This window comes from Actinomadura litoris (genome assembly GCF_009733595.1).
Classification (GTDB): domain Bacteria; phylum Actinomycetota; class Actinomycetes; order Streptosporangiales; family Streptosporangiaceae; genus Spirillospora; species Spirillospora litoris.
Genome location: NZ_WOFH01000003.1, coordinates 408,401 through 424,502, shown reverse-complemented (window position 1 = coordinate 424,502; position 16,102 = coordinate 408,401). Strand labels below are relative to the sequence as shown.

The 16,102-nt window shown below is 73.8% G+C and carries 10 protein-coding genes (1 of these 10 only partly in view); 1 reads left to right on the top strand and 9 read right to left on the bottom strand.

The genetic code is table 11. The annotated features are described in order from the left end of the window. Nucleotides 1–4 precede the first annotated feature (4 nt). The gene (locus tag GNZ18_RS09565) at nt 5–1,861 is read left to right on the top strand and encodes an AfsR/SARP family transcriptional regulator (RefSeq protein ID WP_156215893.1); all 1,857 of its coding nucleotides are present in this window, start codon (nt 5–7) and stop codon (nt 1,859–1,861) included. Nucleotides 1,862–1,950: 89 nt separating this feature from the next. On the opposite strand, the gene GNZ18_RS09560 is transcribed toward GNZ18_RS09565, so the two are convergent. The 9 genes from GNZ18_RS09560 to GNZ18_RS09520 form a co-directional block, all read right to left on the bottom strand. After that, nucleotides 1,951–2,460, bottom strand: a complete 510-nt coding sequence (locus GNZ18_RS09560; RefSeq protein WP_156215892.1) for a flavin reductase family protein — start codon at nt 2,458–2,460, stop codon at nt 1,951–1,953. Beyond that, nucleotides 2,457–4,226, bottom strand: a complete 1,770-nt coding sequence (locus tag GNZ18_RS09555) for an MFS transporter (RefSeq protein WP_156215891.1) — start codon at nt 4,224–4,226, stop codon at nt 2,457–2,459. The genes GNZ18_RS09560 and GNZ18_RS09555 overlap by 4 nt, the downstream gene beginning before the upstream one ends. Next, nucleotides 4,223–5,266 (bottom strand): MupA/Atu3671 family FMN-dependent luciferase-like monooxygenase, encoded by a 1,044-nt coding sequence (locus tag GNZ18_RS09550; RefSeq protein ID WP_156215890.1) that lies wholly within the window; start codon nt 5,264–5,266, stop codon nt 4,223–4,225. Before GNZ18_RS09550 ends, GNZ18_RS09555 begins: the two co-directional genes overlap by 4 nt. Nucleotides 5,267–5,293: 27 nt before the next feature. Then, nucleotides 5,294–6,229, bottom strand: coding sequence for a TauD/TfdA family dioxygenase (locus tag GNZ18_RS09545; RefSeq protein ID WP_156215889.1), 936 nt, complete (start codon nt 6,227–6,229; stop codon nt 5,294–5,296). 41 nt (nt 6,230–6,270) lie between these two features. Then, nucleotides 6,271–7,077, bottom strand: a complete 807-nt coding sequence (locus GNZ18_RS09540; RefSeq protein ID WP_156215888.1) for an alpha/beta fold hydrolase — start codon at nt 7,075–7,077, stop codon at nt 6,271–6,273. Between the two features lie 7 nt (nt 7,078–7,084). Then, the gene (locus tag GNZ18_RS09535; RefSeq protein ID WP_156215887.1) at nt 7,085–7,873 is read right to left on the bottom strand and encodes a phytanoyl-CoA dioxygenase family protein; all 789 of its coding nucleotides are present in this window, start codon (nt 7,871–7,873) and stop codon (nt 7,085–7,087) included. Between the two features lie 43 nt (nt 7,874–7,916). Continuing rightward, complete coding sequence (locus GNZ18_RS09530) at nt 7,917–8,129, bottom strand: MbtH family protein (protein ID WP_156215886.1); 213 nt, start codon at nt 8,127–8,129, stop codon at nt 7,917–7,919. A 98-nt stretch (nt 8,130–8,227) separates the two neighbouring features. Next, nucleotides 8,228–8,986 carry a sulfotransferase-like domain-containing protein gene (locus tag GNZ18_RS09525; RefSeq protein WP_156215885.1) on the bottom strand — a complete coding sequence of 253 codons (759 nt, stop codon included), beginning with the start codon at nt 8,984–8,986 and terminating at the stop codon, nt 8,228–8,230. 23 nt (nt 8,987–9,009) lie between these two features. Next, nucleotides 9,010–16,102: the 3' portion of a non-ribosomal peptide synthetase gene (locus GNZ18_RS09520; RefSeq protein WP_156215884.1), read on the bottom strand. Its footprint extends 3,104 nt past the window's final position; only the last 7,093 of its 10,197 coding nucleotides appear in the window; its start codon lies beyond the right edge, outside the window; it ends in the stop codon at nt 9,010–9,012.

Below are 16,102 nucleotides of genomic sequence, written 5' to 3'. Positions count from 1 at the left end.
CAGCGTGGAATTTCGCATTCTCGGCTCCATCGAAGCTCGCCGCGATGGGCGCCTCATCGCGTTGGACGGTGCCAAGCAGAAGACCGTCCTCGCCTCCCTGCTCCTCGCGCGGGAGGGCATTCTTCCGGACGACAGGCTGAGCGCGCTGCTGTGGGGGGAGAACCCTCCGGCGACGTCCAGCGCGCAGATCTACACCTACGTGTCCCGACTCCGCAAGTATCTGGGGTCGGAGGTGAGCATCGCCCGCAAGCCGCCCGGCTACATGATGCGGATCGGCCATTCCGAACTCGACCACGAGCGCTTTCTCCGGCTGTCGGAGGCGGGCGTCGAGGATCTTGGTAAGACGCGTTACCGGGAGGCGAGCATCCGGTTCCGGGAGGCGCTGTCGCTGTGGCGCGGGCCCGCCCTCGCCAACGTGACCGAGTTCCTCGCCGAGACCGAGCTGCCCCGGCTCGACGAGGCCCGGATGGCCGTGCTGGAGCACCGCATCGACGCCGACCTCGCGCTCGGCGACCACCTTCGGCTGATCTCCGAACTGACCGGGCTGGTGTCGGAGTACCCGCTGCGCGAGCGGTTCCGCGGCCAGCTCATGATCGCGCTGTACCGGAGCAGCAGGCAGACCGACGCGCTGGCCGTCTTCCAGGAGGGCCGGCGGATGCTCGCCGAGGAGTACGGCATCGACCCGGGCGCCGCCCTGATGGACATCCACCAGGCGATCCTGACCAGCGACGCCTCGCTCAAGCACGTCCCGGGCGGCGAGCCGGCGCGGGTCGGCGGGCGGCGCGGGCCCGCCCGGCCGCGGCTGCTGCCGCCCAACGCCGTCGACTTCGCCGGGCGTACGGAGGTCCTGAACGGCCTCCTCGACCTGCTGACCTCGCGCGACAACTCCGCCCCCGCCACGTTCCAGATCACCGGGATGGCGGGGTCGGGCAAGACGGCCCTCGCCGTCCGCGCCGCCTACGCCGCGCAGGACCAGTTCCCCGACGGGCAGCTCTACGGCGACCTCGTCACGGCGGAGGGGCGGATCGTCCCCCCGGCGGCGGTGCTGCTGTCGTTCCTGCGCGCGCTCGGCATGTCCGACCAGGAGATCCCGGAGGGGCTCGCCGAGCGGGTGCAGCTGTTCCGGAGCCTCGTCGCCGACCGCCGGGTGCTCGTCGTGCTCGACAACGCCGTCGACGAGATGCAGGTGACGCCGCTGCTGCCGAGCGGCCAGGAGTGCCGGACGATCGTCACCACCCGGCGGGACCTCGCCACCCACGCCTCCGTCCGGACGATCCGGCTGGACACGCTCGGCGCCGAGGGCGGCGTGGCGATGCTGAGCCGGATCGTCGGCGAGGAGCGGGTGGGGCGCGACCCCGAGAGCGCCCGCAGGCTCGTCGACCTGTGCGGCGCGCACCCGCTGGCGCTGCGGATCCTCGGCTCCCGGCTGTGCGCGAAGCCGCACTGGAGCCTCGCGATGGTCGCGCAGCGGATCGCCGCGTCCGGCAGCAGGCTCGACGAACTGCGCTACGGCCGGATGGACCTGCGCGCCCGCATCCAGGCCGACTACGACGACCTGGAAGAGCCGGCGCGGGAGGCGTTCGCGCTGCTGAGCCTGCTCGACGCCGAGGAGTTCTCCGCCCGGACGGCCGCGCTCGTCCTGGACGTCCCGGAGGACGCCGCCGAGGAGATCGTGGAGTCGCTCGTGGACGCCTGGATGCTCCAGGTCGGCATCTGCCCGATATCGGGCATGCCGCGCTACCGGTTCCACGAGCTGTACCGGGAGTTCGGGCGGGAGCGCGCGGTCAGCGGCGTCGGGTCGCTGCGCCCCTGCCCGCCGCTGCCCGACATCGCCGACGTCCGCCTGACGGCCGTCTGCTAGGACCCACCCCAAGCGGCGCCTCTCCGCCGCGAGGAACCGGTCAGGGGCTCGGGCCCCTGACCGGTTCCTCACTTTCCGGGCCCGTCCTCCTAGGGGAGCCTCGGGCCGAGGCCGTGGTAGCCGCGGCGGTGGTAGAGCAGCGGCTCCCGCTCGCCGTAGTGCGTGATCGCGCCGACCAGCGCGGTCACGATGAGGTGGTCCCCGGCGGGGACGGCGGCGGCGACCTCGCAGTCGATCGCCGCGATGGCGCCGGCCGCGACCGGGCGGCCCGCCGGGGACGGCGTCCACTCGACGCGGGTGTGCTTGTCGGGGTCGCGGCTGGCCATCGCGTCCGCGACCGAGCGCTGGTCGCGCGCCAGCAGGCTGACGCACAGGGCGCCGCCGTCCCCGGCGAGCCCGGGCCAGGTGCGGGACGCGGTCGCGACGCAGAAGCCGACGAGGCGGGGCCGCATCGAGACCGAGAAGAAGCTGCTGGCGGTCAGCCCGGCGGGACGTCCGCCGCGCAGCCCCGCGATCACGACCAGGCCGCTGGCGACGTGCGACATCACCTCGCGGAACTCGTCGGCCGGGGCGCTCGTCCGGGTCGTCAGGTTGCTCATGTGCGCTCCATGTCACCGGGGGGACGGCGCCGCGGCAGCGGGATGTCGCTCCGCGTGGTGGTCTTGGCCGGGTCGGCGCGGTAGGTCCCGGAGTCCGCGGGCTCGGGGGACTCCGGGCGCTCCGGGGGCGGGGCGGGGCCTCCCGCGACGCGCTTCTCCTCGGCGGGCCGCTGCGGCGGCCTGATGACGGGGATGTCCCAGCGCGTGGCGTTGGGGTCGGACGGGTCGTGCTGGTTGGGGATGTAGGGCGGCGGCGCGAACGGGTGGGCGGCGCCGAGGTTGGGGAGCTTCAGCGGGATCGTGAGGCTCTCCGCCGACACCGGGACGCGCAGCGTCCGGGCCTGGGTGAGGTAGGTGTCCATCTCCTCGGCCCGCTCCTCGCGGCGGTGCCGTCCCGCGTAGACGGTGAAGGCGGGGTCCCTGGCGCCCGCGCGCAGCCCCGGGCTGACGATCGCGATGACGGTCAGGAACAGCATGACGCCGCTGACGGCCCAGATGGTGTGGACCGAGCCGAGGCCCTCCAGCGCGAACCCGGCGCCGAGGGAGCCGAGCGCGGTCGCGCCGAGCACGAGCAGGCCGACGGTGGCGCCCGCCCGGCCCTGCATGTCGGCGGGGGTGACCTTCATCTGGTAGACGGCGCCGACCACGCCGAACAGCGCGGTGACGACGTTGAGCCCGGCGAACACCGCGCCGATCGCCATCGGCGTGCGGGCGAACGCCATCGCGACCATCAGCAGGAACCAGCTCACGTGGACGCCGATGAACAGCGGCCGGATCCCGAACCGCTTCATCAGCCAGTTCGTCGCGGCCGACCCGATGATGCCGCCGATGCTGCTGACCGCCGAGACCGCGCCGACGGTGGCCGGGCCGCGCCCCTCCTCGACGACCAGGATGACCGGGACGCCGAGGCTGATGAACGGGAACAGCGCGCTGGTGATCGAGTAGAGGAGGATCGCGATGCGCAGCGTCTTCTGCCGCCAGAGCCAGACGATGCCCTCGCGGATGTCGGACATCAGCGACGGCTTCTTCTGCGGCGCCTTCTGCTGCGCGGCCGGCGCGGCGGGGGCGGCCGGGGCGGCCGGTGCGGCCTGCTGCGGTTGCGGCTTCGCGGGCGCCTTCTCCGGCTTCTTCGCGCGGATCCGCATGATGGCGAGGACGGAGATCAGGTGCGCGAGCGTCGCGACCATGAACGGCACGCCCTTGGCGAGGCCGAAGATGGACGTGCCGAGCGGCCCGCCGACCAGGCCGGCGACGCGGCTGCGGACCTCGTTCTGGGAGAGCGCGTCGGGGAGTTGGCGGCGGTCCACGACCTGGCGGATGATGGCCCGCTCCGCCAGCGTGTAGAAGATGGTCAGCGAGCCGTCCACGAAGACGACCACGACCAGGTGGATCAGGTTGATCTTCCCGACCAGCAGGACGGGCGGGACGCTGCCGAGCACGAGGAAGCGCCCGAGCGCGCACACGATCATGACGCGCTTGCGGTCCCAGCGGTCGACGAGCGCCCCGGCGGGGAGCTGGAACACGAGGTTCGGGGCGGACGCGGCGAACGCGATGATCCCCGCGTAGGCGGCGCTGCCGGTGGCCCACAGGACCAGCAGCGGATAGGTGACCTGGGCGACCCGGGAGCCGAGGAACGACACCCAGGCCCCGCTCCACAGGAGGCGGTAGTCCCTGTTCTTCCGGAGCGGGCGGAGCCCGTCGCCGCCGCCGCTCCCGCGGGTTGCGCGGGTGCGGCGGCGGGCACCTCGGGTGCTGTCCCTGCTCATCCCCGGGGCAGCACCGAATGGAGCTTGCCGAGGTGTTCGAGGCCGGCGAGGGCGGCGAGGCCGTCCACGCCGAAGTCGATCAGGCAGGCCAGCTCGTCCACGCCGATCCCGGCGGCCATCTCGACGACCTCGACGGCCTGCTCGATGGTGCCGAACAGGCCGCCGGTCGGGAAGTAGCGCTCGAAGGCCTTCTCGATGAGGAAGTCGACGTCGTCGGCGTTCATCGTGGACACGTCGATCTCGCCGCCGACCAGCGAGGAGGCGAACAGGTGCAGGGAGCTCTTGAGGTAGGCGCGGAACGGCGCGTCGACATGCCGCCTGACCTGCTCCAGGTCGTCCCCGAGCAGGGTGTGCAGCATCAGCACGACGTGCCCCTGCCAGCCGTCGTGCTCGGCGGCGGCGACCCGGCGGTACTCGGCGATCTTCGCCGCCAGCTCGGCGGGGGTCTGCCCGAGCACGTGGGTGAGCACCCCGGCCTTGAGCTTGGCGGCGGCGCGGAAGGTGTCGATGCCGCGCGCGGCCGTCACCCAGACGGGCAGCTCGTCCTGGACGGGCGGCGGGTAGGCGCGGACCTCGATGTCGCGGCCGCGCCCGTCGGTCGCGGCCAGGCTCTCGCCGCGCCACAGCTTCCGGACGGTGTGGACGGAGTCGACGACGGTCTGCCGCCGCCCCTCGTACGCGCCGGGCGCGAGCGCGAAGTCGACCGCGTTCCAGCCGGAGGCGAAGGCGAGGCCCACGCGGCCGTTGGAGAGGTTGTCGACGACCGACCACTCCTCGGCGATGCGCAGCGGGTGGTGCAGCGGCGAGACGACGCTGCCCGCGCGGATCGCGACGTTCTCGGTGATGGCGGCCACGGCGGCGCCGAGCACCGAGGGGTTCGGGTAGGAGCCGCCGAACGGGTGGAAGTGCCGCTCGGGCGTCCACACGGCCGAGAAGCCGTGCACGTCGGCGTAGCGCGCGCCCTCCATCAGGAGGTCGTAGCGCCCTCCGCCGCTCGCGGCGGTGCTGTCGTTGGCGAAGTAGAACAGGCTGAGGTCCATGGAGGTCTCCCGCGAGATGGGCGTGGGTCAGGACATGGCGACCAGCACCCGCCGGTCCCCGGTGAACGGGCGGCGACCGTGGCCCACGGCGACGTTGTCGATGATCATGAGGTCGCCGGCGACCCAGTCGACGTCGACCGCGACGTCGAGCGCGACGTCCCGGACGTGGATCACGTGCTCCGCGGGGATCGGGGTCCCGTCGGCGTAGGTGACCGACTGGGGCAGCTCCTCCGGCGGGAGGATCTCGGCCAGCTCGGCGGCGGTCTCGTCGCCGAGCGCGGCGGGGTGGAACTGGTCGGCCTGGTTGAACCAGACCTCGTCGCCGGTCACGGGGTGGCGGATCGTGGCCGGGCGGTGCTGGACGATCCGCAGCGTTCCGTCGGACCGCCACTCCCACTCCGCCTCGGTGTCGGCGAGGAACTTCTCCACCTCCTCGCGGCTCTCGGTCTCGAAGGTGGTCTTCCAGCTCAGCCCGAGGCCGAGGCCGTCGTGCAGGTTCTGGGTGTAGCGGACGCCGCCCGCGAACGCGTCGCGGACCTCGGCGTCCAGCGACCCGAGCCAGCGGACGCCGTCGACCACGGGCGTGGCGCCGCCGCTGCCGGGCGTGGTCGTGCAGCAGAACATGAGCCGCGACGGCCACCTGTGCGCGTACGACAGCTCGTTGTGCATCGAGATCGTCAGTTCCTGCGGGTACTCCGTCGAGGTGTAGACGTTGTCGCCCACCTTGGTTCGGGGGGACGTCCCGTGCAGGTAGGCGAGGCGGCCGGGCAGCAGTTCGTCCATCACCGGTTCAAGGGTGTCCTCGGCGAGCCCGAAGCCGCGGAACACGACCGCCTTCGACTTCACCAGCAGGTCGCCGAAGTCCCCGGACCGGACGTACTCCAGCACACCGTCCGCGCCGGACGGCAGGCCCTCCGCGTCCGCGTGGACCTCCAGGGGGCGCCATTCACGGCTTTCGGACATGGGAACATCCTCCATTTACTGACAGGGCTGTCATTGTGAATTCATACGGGCGCGCGGAGGAATTCGATGACGCTCTTGTTGACCGCCTCGGGGTCCTCCAGGTACCCGTAGTGGCCGCAGCCGCCGATCAGCTCGAAGGTGGCGCCCGGGATCGTCGCGGCCAGCTCCCGGCCGAGGTGCGGCGGGGTGAGCAGGTCGTCGGCGAACGCGATGACGTGGCAGGGCACGGCGATCGCCCGGTAGGCGGCGAGCCGGTCGGGGATCGGCTCCAGCCCGAGCTGGGCGCGCACGCCGGGCCCGGCGGGCGGCGTCGCCTCGAACACGTCCAGCCAGTCGCGGACGGCCTGCGGGTCGTCCAGCGTGCGGGGCGAGAGGTTCTGCGCCGCCCGGACGGCCGCGAGGTAGGACGGCGGCAGCGCCGCCCCCGAGTCGTAGAGCTCGGCCTCGGCCCGCGCGAGCGCGTCGCGCATCTCGTCGCCGCGGCCCCGGGTCGCCATGAGCACGGCCCGGGACACGAGGTCGGGACGGGCGAGGGCGAGCTCCTGCACGACGTAGGCGCCCATCGACGTCCCGACCAGGCGGCACGGCCCGAGCTCCAGCGCCTCGATCAGCGCGGCGACGTCGCCGACCAGGTCGTCGACGCCGAACCCCTCCGCGCACTCGTCGCTCGGCGCGATGCCCCGGTTGTCGAGCGTGATCGTCCGGTAGCCCGCGGCGGTGAGCGCCGGGACCTGGTGCAGGTGCCAGGCCCGCGCGCCGCCGCCCGTCCCCATGACCATCACGACGGGTTCGCCGTCGCCGTCGTCGAGGTAGTGGAGCCGGACGCCGTTGACCGGGATCAGGGGCATGGGTCCCTCAGCGCCGTTCGAGGGGGGTGGTGTCGCGGTCCACGAGGAACTCGGGCCGGGTGACGTGCGCGGGCACGTTGTCCACCGCGTTGTAGGTGATCAGGAGCAGGGCCCGCCGCGTCTCGGACGGGTTGTTGGTCGAGGAGTGCAGCAGGCTCGGGTGGAAGGCGACCACGGTGCCCGCCGGGCCGAGCAGCGCGCGGCTCGGGTGGTCGCGCTCCAGCTCGGCCGCCCGCGCGTCGTCCACGGTGTAGGTCAGCTTCTCCGACACGTGGTCGCGCCAGTCGCCGCCCTTGGCCGGGGGCACCGCGCCCGGCGACTCGATGATGCCGAGCCGGTGGGTGCCGGGCAGGACGGTCAGCGGCCCGTTGTCCTCGTGGACGTCGTCCAGGAAGATCCCGATGTTGAGCGCGCGGGGCGCGGGCATGCCGTCCTCGTGGTGCCAGAACGGGTAGTCCTGGTGCCAGGGCCATTCCTTGCCCTCGCGGGGCTGCTTGACGTTGACCTTGAACTGGTAGACGTAGACCGGGCCGCCGAGGACGGCCTCGGCGAGGTCGAGCAGCATCGGGTGCCGCACCAGCTCGGCGCACGCGGCGTCGAAGCGGTGGCATCCGTGCAGCGCGCGGACGACGTCGCCGCCCGCCTCGTAGACGACCTCGGGGCGCGTCTCCTTGCTGATCCGGTCGATGCTCGCGCGCAGCTCGTCCACGGTGGCGGTGTCGAGCCGGCCCGCCGCGACGCAGCCGTTCGCCTCGTACTCCGCCACGCTGTCGGCGAGCGCTGTGGGGTGGTTCATCCGCGCCGTCCCTCCGCTGTCCGGCTCGATCCGCCGCCCGATCTCAGCCACGCTCCATGGCCGCGACGAGGCTCTTCGGACGCATGTCGGTCCAGTTCTCGTTGATGTAGTCGAGGCATTCCTGGCGGCCGGTCTCGGGCAGCGCCACGCTCCAGCCCTGCGGGACCTCGGCGAACGCCGGCCACAGCGAGTGCTGGCCCTCGTCGTTGACCAGCACCAGGTACCTGCCGTCCGCGTCCTCGAACGGATTCGTCATTTAGGCGCTCTCCTCTCGCGCTCGCACATCACACCTGCGATGCCATTTTATTCAGGCCGCGCTAGATAATTTCTATATCGGGTCTATTGCTGTTCTTCTCAGACTTTGATTCGGTTTTCCAGAAGATATTCGTAGTGCGGCAGGCAGGCGTTCACGGTGCGTTCCGCGCTGGCGGGCAGCTCTCCGGCGCGCGGCCGGTGGGGCTCGAACCCCGTGGACTTCCAGACGCGGTCGTAGCAGGACGCGCCCCAGACGCCGTCGGTCGGGCGCGGGCCGGGCGGCCACGACAGCATCCGGTCGGTGAACTCGATCCCGGCGTGGTCGCACAGCGCCCGCAGCACGGTCTCGGGCTCGTTGAGCAGGTCCATCGCGTCCACGACGGGGGGCCGGGCGCCGATCTCGGTCAGCTCGTCGAACAGCGTCACCTGCTGCGGGACGCCGATGTCCTCGGGCGTGACGGCCAGCTCCGCGTTCTTGATCGCCGTCCTGACGTAGGACGCGACGACCTGGCGCGGGTCGCGGATCAGGATGACGTTGGTCAGCTCCTTGATCCAGGAGCGGTCCATGCCCGGGAGCAGGTGGTGCGCCATGTGCTTCTGGTAGTAGACGGGGTGGCCGCCCGGGACCGGCCCGAGGAGCCTGTCGACCATCGCCCGCCAGTCGGGCTCGCCCTCGGCGATCACCTTGTCGGCGTCGACGTGGTCGAGGCCGGTGGCGGCCAGGTAGTGGGCGTAGAGCGGCTCGTCCACGACGACGGTGTCCTCGCGGTTCTCCCAGGCCCGCATGAACGCGGTGGAGATGTTGCGCGGCCCCGACCATCCGGCGATCCGCACGGGCTCCTTCGTGCCGTCCTTCATTGGGGTTCCTTTCCGTTCTCGGTTCATCGCAGGCGGCGGGACAGCTCGGCGCCGATCCGCTCCACCGACTCGGGCGCGGTCAGCAGCTCCTCGTGGCCCCGGTCGATGTCGTGGCCGTCGATGGCGCCGTCCACGTAGGGCTCCCACAGGTCCCGTCCGAGCGGGCCCGTGGACTCGAAGAACAGCACCTCGCCCTGGTAGCGGCCGGGCGTGGAGTGCCACAGCAGCCGCGCGTTGTTGAGGAACACGTCCTTCATCGCGAACAGCTCGTCCTCGTCGAGGTAGCCCGCCGAGTTGTTCTCCTGCCGCAGGTACTCCAGGTACCGCTCGACGGGGAAGCGGCCCGCCTCCAGGTCGCTCTCGTCGTAGTCGAAGCCGACGGCCTTGAGGATCATCTCCACGACGCTGCGCTCGGTGGGCTCGGGGACGCCCCGGTCCCGCCCGCTCGGGTAGGAGTCGACGAGCGCGAGCAGCTCGACCTCCGCGCCGCGGCTCTGCAACTCGGTCGCGATCGCGTAGGCGACGTTGCCGCCGAACGACCAGCCGAGCAGCCGGTAGGGGCCCTCGGGCTGGATCTCGCGGATGCGCTCGACGTACCCGGCGGCCATCTCCTCGACGGTGCCGGGCAGGCCGCCCGCGTCCCCGGCGACCGCCTGCAACCCGTAGACCGGGTGCTCGGCGCCGAGGTGGTGCAGCAGCACCGAGTAGCACCAGCTCAGCCCGGACGCGGGGTGGACGCAGAACAGCGGCGGCCGCGTCCCCGCGCTGCGCAGCGGCAGCACGACCTGGTAGGAGTCGTAGGCGTGGTCGGCGGTGATCACGTCGGCGAGCCCCGCGGCGGTCGGCGCCTCGAACAGCCGCCGCACCGCGAGCTTGACGCCGAGCGTCGCCTCGACCCGGCGCATCAGCCGCGCGGCGAGCAGCGAGTGGCCGCCGAGCTCGAAGAAGTTGTCCTCGGGCCCGACCCGCTCCAGCCCGAGCGCCTCGGCGAACAGGCCGCAGAGCAGGTCCTCGTGCGGGCTCATCGCGGGGCGTCCGGGCGCCACGTCGTCCTGCGGCTCGGGCAGGGCGCGCCGGTCGAGCTTGCCGCTCGGGGTGAGCGGCAGCGCGTCCAGCTCCACGAACGCGGCGGGGACCATGTAGTCCGGCAGCCGCGCGGCGAGCCCGCCGCGCACGGCGGCGAGGTCGAGGGCGGCGCCGGGCCGCGCGACGACGTAGGCGACGAGGCGGGCGGGGCTGCCCGCCGCCGCGACGGCGGCGTCGCCGATGTCCGAGCGCGCCGCGAGGGCGGCCTCGATCTCGCCGGGCTCGACCCGGAAGCCCCGGATCTTGAGCTGGTCGTCGGCGCGGCCGAGGAACTCCAGGTCGCCGCCGCGCGTCCAGCGGACGCGGTCGCCCGTCCGGTACATGCGCTCGCCGGGGCCGCCGAACGGGCACGCGACGAACCGCTCGGCGGTCGTCCCCGGGCGGTTCAGGTAGCCGCGCGCGAGCGCGTCGCCCGCGATGTACAGCTCGCCCGCGACGCCGGGGGCGACGGGGCGCAGCGCCGCGTCCAGCACGTAGGCGCGCGTGTTCCACATCGGCCGGCCGATCGGCGCGTCCGCGCCGGACCCGGGGTCGACCGGGGCGGTCGTGACGGCGTGGGTCTCGCTCGGGCCGTAGTTGTTGCGGAGCGTCCGGCCGGGGACGGCGCGCAGGAACGCGCCGACCTGCGGGGTGAGCCGCAGCGCCTCGCCGCCCTGCCCGAGGTCGAGCAGGTCGGGCAGGGTGAGCCCGTCCTCGGCCGCCGCCTCGCACAGCGCCGCGAGCATGACGTTGGGCATCCGGATCTCCTGGACGCGGTGCCGCTCCAGCCAGTGCGCGAGCGCGCGCGGATCGCGCCGGACGTCCTCGTCCATGATCATCAGGCACTTGCCGCCGGCGAGCGCGGTGAGGATCTCCCGGGCGGAGGAGTCGAAGCCGAGCGCCGCGAACTGCGCGACCCGCGTGCCGGGGCCGCCGCCCTCGGCGTTGTGCCAGGCCACGAGGTTGGCCAGCGCGCCGGACGGCATGACGACGCCCTTGGGGCGTCCCGTCGAGCCCGAGGTGTAGATCACGTAGGCCGGGTGGGCGGGATGCCGGGCGGCGCCGTCCGGCGCGTGCTCGGGGAGCCCGGCGAGCAGGGCGGGGTCGTCGAGCAGGACGCGGGGCAGGCCGGCGCCGGGCAGCGCCGCGTCCGCCGTCGTGATCACGCAGGCCGGACGGGTGTCGGCGAGCATGAACGCGATCCGGTCGGCCGGGTAGCCGAGGTCGAGCGGTAGGTAGGCCGCGCCGGTCTTCAGCACGGCCAGCACCGCCACGACCTGGTCGAGGCCGCGCGGCAGCGCGATCGCGACCGCCTGCTCGGGCCCGATGCCCCGGCCGGCCAGCAGGTGCGCGAGCCGGTTAGCGCGGGCGTCCAGCTCGGCATAGGTGAGCAGGCCGGTGTCGGTCGCCACCGCCATCGCGTCGGGGGTGGCGGCGACCCGATCCTCGACCAGCTCGACGGGCAGCCGCGCGGGGACCGGGCGCGCGGTGGCGTTCCAGTCGTGCAGGACGCGGCGCCGCTCCCCCTCGTCCAGCACCTCGATCCGGTCGAGCGGCGCGTCGGGGCGCTCGGCCACCTGCGCGAGCAGCCGGACGAGCCGGTCGGTGATCGCCCGCGCGGTCTCCGCGTCGAACAGGTCGGCGCTGTACTCCAGCGTCCCGCCGATGCCGCCCTCGGCCGAGCGCCGCTCCTCGACCACGAACAGCAGGTCGAAGCGGGCCACGCCGGTGGCGGCCGGGTGCCCGGCGACGGTGAGGCCGGGCAGCCGCCGACCGGAGTCCTCCAGCCCGCGCGCGTCGTTGTTGTTGAAGGCGATCATCGTCTGGAACAGCGGGTGCCGGGCCATCGACCGCGCCGGGTTCACGACCTCCACGAGCCGCTCGAACGGCACGTCCTGGTTGGCGAACGCGGCGAGGTCGCCCTCGCGGACGCGGTCGAGCAGCTCGCCGAACGTCGGGTTGCCCGACGTGTCGGTGCGCAGCACCAGCGTGTTCACGAAGAAGCCGATGAGGTCGTCGAGCGCGTCGTCGGAGCGGCCGGCGACCGGCGTGCCGATCGGCACGTCCTCGCCCGCGCCCAGCCGCGACAGCAGCGCCGCGACGCCCGCCTGCACCACCATGAACAGGCTCGCGCGGTGCCGCCGCGCCAGCTCGTTCAGGCCCGCGTGGACGTCGGCGGGCACCTCGAACCGGAGCCGCTCCCCCTGGTGCGACGGCGTCGCCGGACGCCGCCGGTCGAACGGCAGCGGCAGCTCCTCGGGCAGGCCGGCCAGGGCGTCGCGCCAGTGGGCGAGCTGCGCGGAGACGAGGCTGTCCGGGTCGTCCTCGGAGCCGAGCGTCCGCTGCTGCCAGAGCGTGTAGTCCGCGTACTGGACGGGCAGCGGCGCCCACGCGGGGGCCCCGCCCGCGCACCGCGCGGTGTAGGCGGTGATCAGGTCCCGCACGGTCAGCGGCATCGACCAGCCGTCGGTCGCGATGTGGTGCGCGACCAGGAGGAGGACGTGGTCGCCGGGGGCCGTCTCGACCAGATGCGCCCGCAGCGGGAGGTCGGTCTCCAGGTCGAACGTGACGCGGGCGGCGCGGCGCAGTTCCGCGTCCAGCTCGTCCTCGGCGGCGGCCGTGACCCTCAGCTCGGGACGGGCCTCGCCCGCGCCGATGATCCGCTGGAACGGGCCGCTCGCGTCCTCGGCGAACACGGTCCGCAGGCTCTCGTGCCGGTCGGCGAGGTCGGCGAGCGCGTCGCGCAGCGCCTCCACGTCCAGCGCGCCGGTGAGCCGGACCGCGACCGGCTGGTTGTAGGTCGGGTTCGGGCCCTCGATGCGGTGCAGCAGCCACAGCCTGTTCTGCGCGAACGACAGCGGCAGCCGGTCCGGGCGGACGGCCCGGGTCAGCGGGGCCCGCGCGCCGCCCAGCTCGTCGAGCGTCGCGGCCAGCGCGGCGACGGTCGGCGCGTCGAAGATCTGCCGGACCGACACCTCGATCTCCAGCTCGGAGCGGATCCGCCCGGCGAGTCGGGTGACCAGCAGCGAGTGCCCGCCGAGCGCGAAGAAGTCGTCGTCCACCGAGACCCTCGGCAGGCCGAGGACCTCGGCGAACAGGCGGCACAGCACCTCCTCGCCGGGCGTGCGCGGCTCCCGCCCCGAGGTGGCGGCCGCGTACTCGGGCGCGGGCAGCGCGGCGCGGTCGAGCTTGCCGTTGGGCGTGAGCGGCAGGCCGTCCAGCAGCACGACCGCCGAGGGGACCATGTACTCCGGCAGCGACAGCCCCACGTGGTCGCGCAGCGCGGCCGGGTCGGGCGCCATGCCCTCGGCCGCGACCGCGTAGCCGACCAGGCGGCGGTCGCCCGGCTGGTCCTCGCGCTCGACCACGACGGCGCGCGAGACGCCGGGGTGCGCGGTGAGCACGGCCTCGATCTCGCCGGGCTCGATCCGGAACCCGCGCACCTTGACCTGGTGGTCGACGCGCCCGAGGTACTGGAGCTCGCCGTCGCGGGTCCAGCGGACGCGGTCGCCGGTGCGGTACATCCGCTCCCCCGGCCCGCCGAGCGGGTCGGCGACGAACCGCTCCGCCGTCAGGCCCGGCCGGTTCAGGTAGCCGCGCGCGAGCCCGCCGCCCGCGAGGTACAGCTCGCCGACGACGCCGGGCGGGACGGGGCGCAGCCGCGCGTCCAGCACGTACGCGCGGGTGTTGTCGATCGGCCGCCCGATCGGCGGCGTGCCGGTGACGGGACCGTCGCAGTACCAGGCCGCCGCGTAGACGGTCGCCTCGGTCGGGCCGTAGATGTTCGCGATCCGGGACGCGCCGACGGCCGCGCGGATCTCGGCCGCCGCCCTGCCCGACAGCGCCTCCCCCGCGAGCACCGCGCAGTCCGCGGACGTGTCGAGCAGCCCACCGGCGATCAGCTCGGCGAACGCCGAGGGCACGCCGCTGACCAGCGTCGCGGTGCGCGGCCGCCCGGACAGCGCGAGCAGGTCCGCCTCGATCTCCACGGTCCCGCCCGACAGCAGCGGGCCGAAGATCTCGAACACCGACACGTCGAAGTTGAGCGAGGTGGTCGCGAGCACGTGCCCGAGCCGCCCGCCGAACTCGGCGGCGGCCCACGCGGCCAGCTCCCCGACGCCGCGCTGCTCGACCACGACGCCCTTGGGACGTCCCGTGGACCCGGACGTGTAGATCGCGTAGGCGGGGTGGCGGGGCAGCGGCTCCCCGTTCCGCCGCGGTGGGGCGGCGGGCTCGGCGGCGATCGCGGACGCGACGTCCGGGTCGTCCAGGACGAGGCCGCCGCCGTCCACCAGCCCGGCCGTCGCGCGCGCCGTCAGCACGAGCACGGGGTCGGCGTCGGCGAGCATGAACGCGATCCGGTCGGCCGGGTAGCCCGGGTCGACCGGCAGGTAGGCGCCCCCGGCCTTGAGGATCGCCAGCAGCGCGACGACCGCCTCGTGCGAGCGCGGCATCGCCACCGCCACGAACCGCTCCGGCGCGACGCCCCGCGCCACCAGGTGGCGGGCGAGCCGGTTCGCGCGCGCGTCGAGGTCGGCGTAGGTCAGCGAAGTGTCGCCGTGCACCAGCGCGACGGCGTCCGGGGTGGCGGCGGCCTGGCGCTCGAACAGCTCCGCGACGCTCGCCTCGGGCACCGGACGCGCCGTGTCGTTCCACTCGACCAGCACGCGGTCGCGGGTGGCCTCGTCGAGCAGCGTCAGGTCGCCGACCGGGGTGTCGGGCGCGTCGGCGGCCGACTCCAGGACGCGGACCAGGCCCTCGGCGATCGCCCGCGCGGTCTCGGGGTCGAACAGGTCCGACCCGTACTCCAGGTGGCCCTTCACCCCAGCGGGCGAGCCGTCGGCGGCGTAGGCGTCGCCGAGCGCGAACAGCAGGTCGAACCGGGCGCCGCTGGCCCCGACCTGCTGGGAGGCGACGCTCAGGCCCGGCAGCCGGACGGTCCCGCCCATCGTCGCCTGCTGGTCCACGTTGTTGAACGCGATCATCGTCTGGAACAGCGGGTGCCGGGCCATCGACCGCGCCGGGTTCAGCACCTCGACCAGCCGCTCGAACGGGACGTCCTGGTGGGCGTAGGCGGCGAGGTCGCTCTCGCGGACGCGGTCCACGAGCTCGCCGAACGTCGGGTCGCCGGACACGTCGGTGCGCAGCACCAGCGTGTTCACGAAGAACCCGATCAGGTCGTCGAGCGCGTCGTCGGTGCGTCCCGCGACCGGCGTGCCGATCGGCACGTCCTCGCCGCCGCCCAGCCGCGACAGCAGCGCCGCCACGCCCGCCTGGACGACCATGAACAGGCTCGCCTGCCGGGCCTGCGCCAGCTCCACCAGGCGGCGGTGCAGGTCGGCCGGCAGCATGACCGGGGTGGTCCCGCCCTGGTAGGTCGGCATCGGCGGGCGCGGACGGTCGGCCGGGAGCGTCAGCTCCGCCGGGAGGTCGGCGAGCGCGTCCCGCCAGAACGCGACCTGCCTCGACACGACGCTGTCCGGGTCGTCCTCGGACCCGAGCAGGTCGCGCTGCCACAGCGTGAAGTCGGCGTACTGCACCGGCAGCGGCTCCCAGCCGGGCGCCCGCCCGGCCGTGCGCGCGGTGTAGGCGGTCGTCAGGTCGCGGATCATGACCGGCGCCGACCAGCCGCCGTCGCTCGCGATGTGGTGCGCGACCAGCAGCAGCACGTGCTCGTCGGTGCCCAGCTCGAACAGCCCGGCGCGCAGCGGGATCTCCGCCGACAGATCGAACGGCTGGCCCGCCGCGCGCTCCAGGTCGCGGTCCAGGAACTCCTCGGTCGTCCGCGCCACCACCAGCTCGGGCCGGACGTCCTCCAGGACGATCTGGTGCAGGCCCTCGGCGTCCTCGGCGAACACCGTCCGCAGCGTCTCGTGCCGCTCGACGAGGTCGCCCAGCGCGGCCTGGAGCGCGGCGCGGTCCAGCGCGCCCGACAGGCGCAGCGCCGTCGGGACGTTGTAGACGGGGCTCGGGCCCTCCAGCTGCTGGAGGAACCACAGCCTGCGCTGCGCGAACGACACCGGGAGCCGCGCCGGGCGCGGACCCGCGACG

Excerpts from the sequence above, each read along its gene's own strand:
- GNZ18_RS09545 (WP_156215889.1), bottom strand. The coding sequence starts at position 6,229 with ATGTCCGAAAGCCGTGAATGGCGCCCCCTGGAGGTCCACGCGGACGCG.
- GNZ18_RS09535 (WP_156215887.1), bottom strand. The coding sequence starts at position 7,873 with ATGAACCACCCCACAGCGCTCGCCGACAGCGTGGCGGAGTACGAGGCG.
- GNZ18_RS09530 (WP_156215886.1), bottom strand. The coding sequence starts at position 8,129 with ATGACGAATCCGTTCGAGGACGCGGACGGCAGGTACCTGGTGCTGGTC.
- GNZ18_RS09555 (WP_156215891.1), bottom strand. The coding sequence starts at position 4,226 with ATGAGCAGGGACAGCACCCGAGGTGCCCGCCGCCGCACCCGCGCAACC.
- GNZ18_RS09550 (WP_156215890.1), bottom strand. The coding sequence starts at position 5,266 with ATGGACCTCAGCCTGTTCTACTTCGCCAACGACAGCACCGCCGCGAGC.
- GNZ18_RS09560 (WP_156215892.1), bottom strand. The coding sequence starts at position 2,460 with ATGAGCAACCTGACGACCCGGACGAGCGCCCCGGCCGACGAGTTCCGC.
- GNZ18_RS09525 (WP_156215885.1), bottom strand. The coding sequence starts at position 8,986 with ATGAAGGACGGCACGAAGGAGCCCGTGCGGATCGCCGGATGGTCGGGG.
- GNZ18_RS09540 (WP_156215888.1), bottom strand. The coding sequence starts at position 7,077 with ATGCCCCTGATCCCGGTCAACGGCGTCCGGCTCCACTACCTCGACGAC.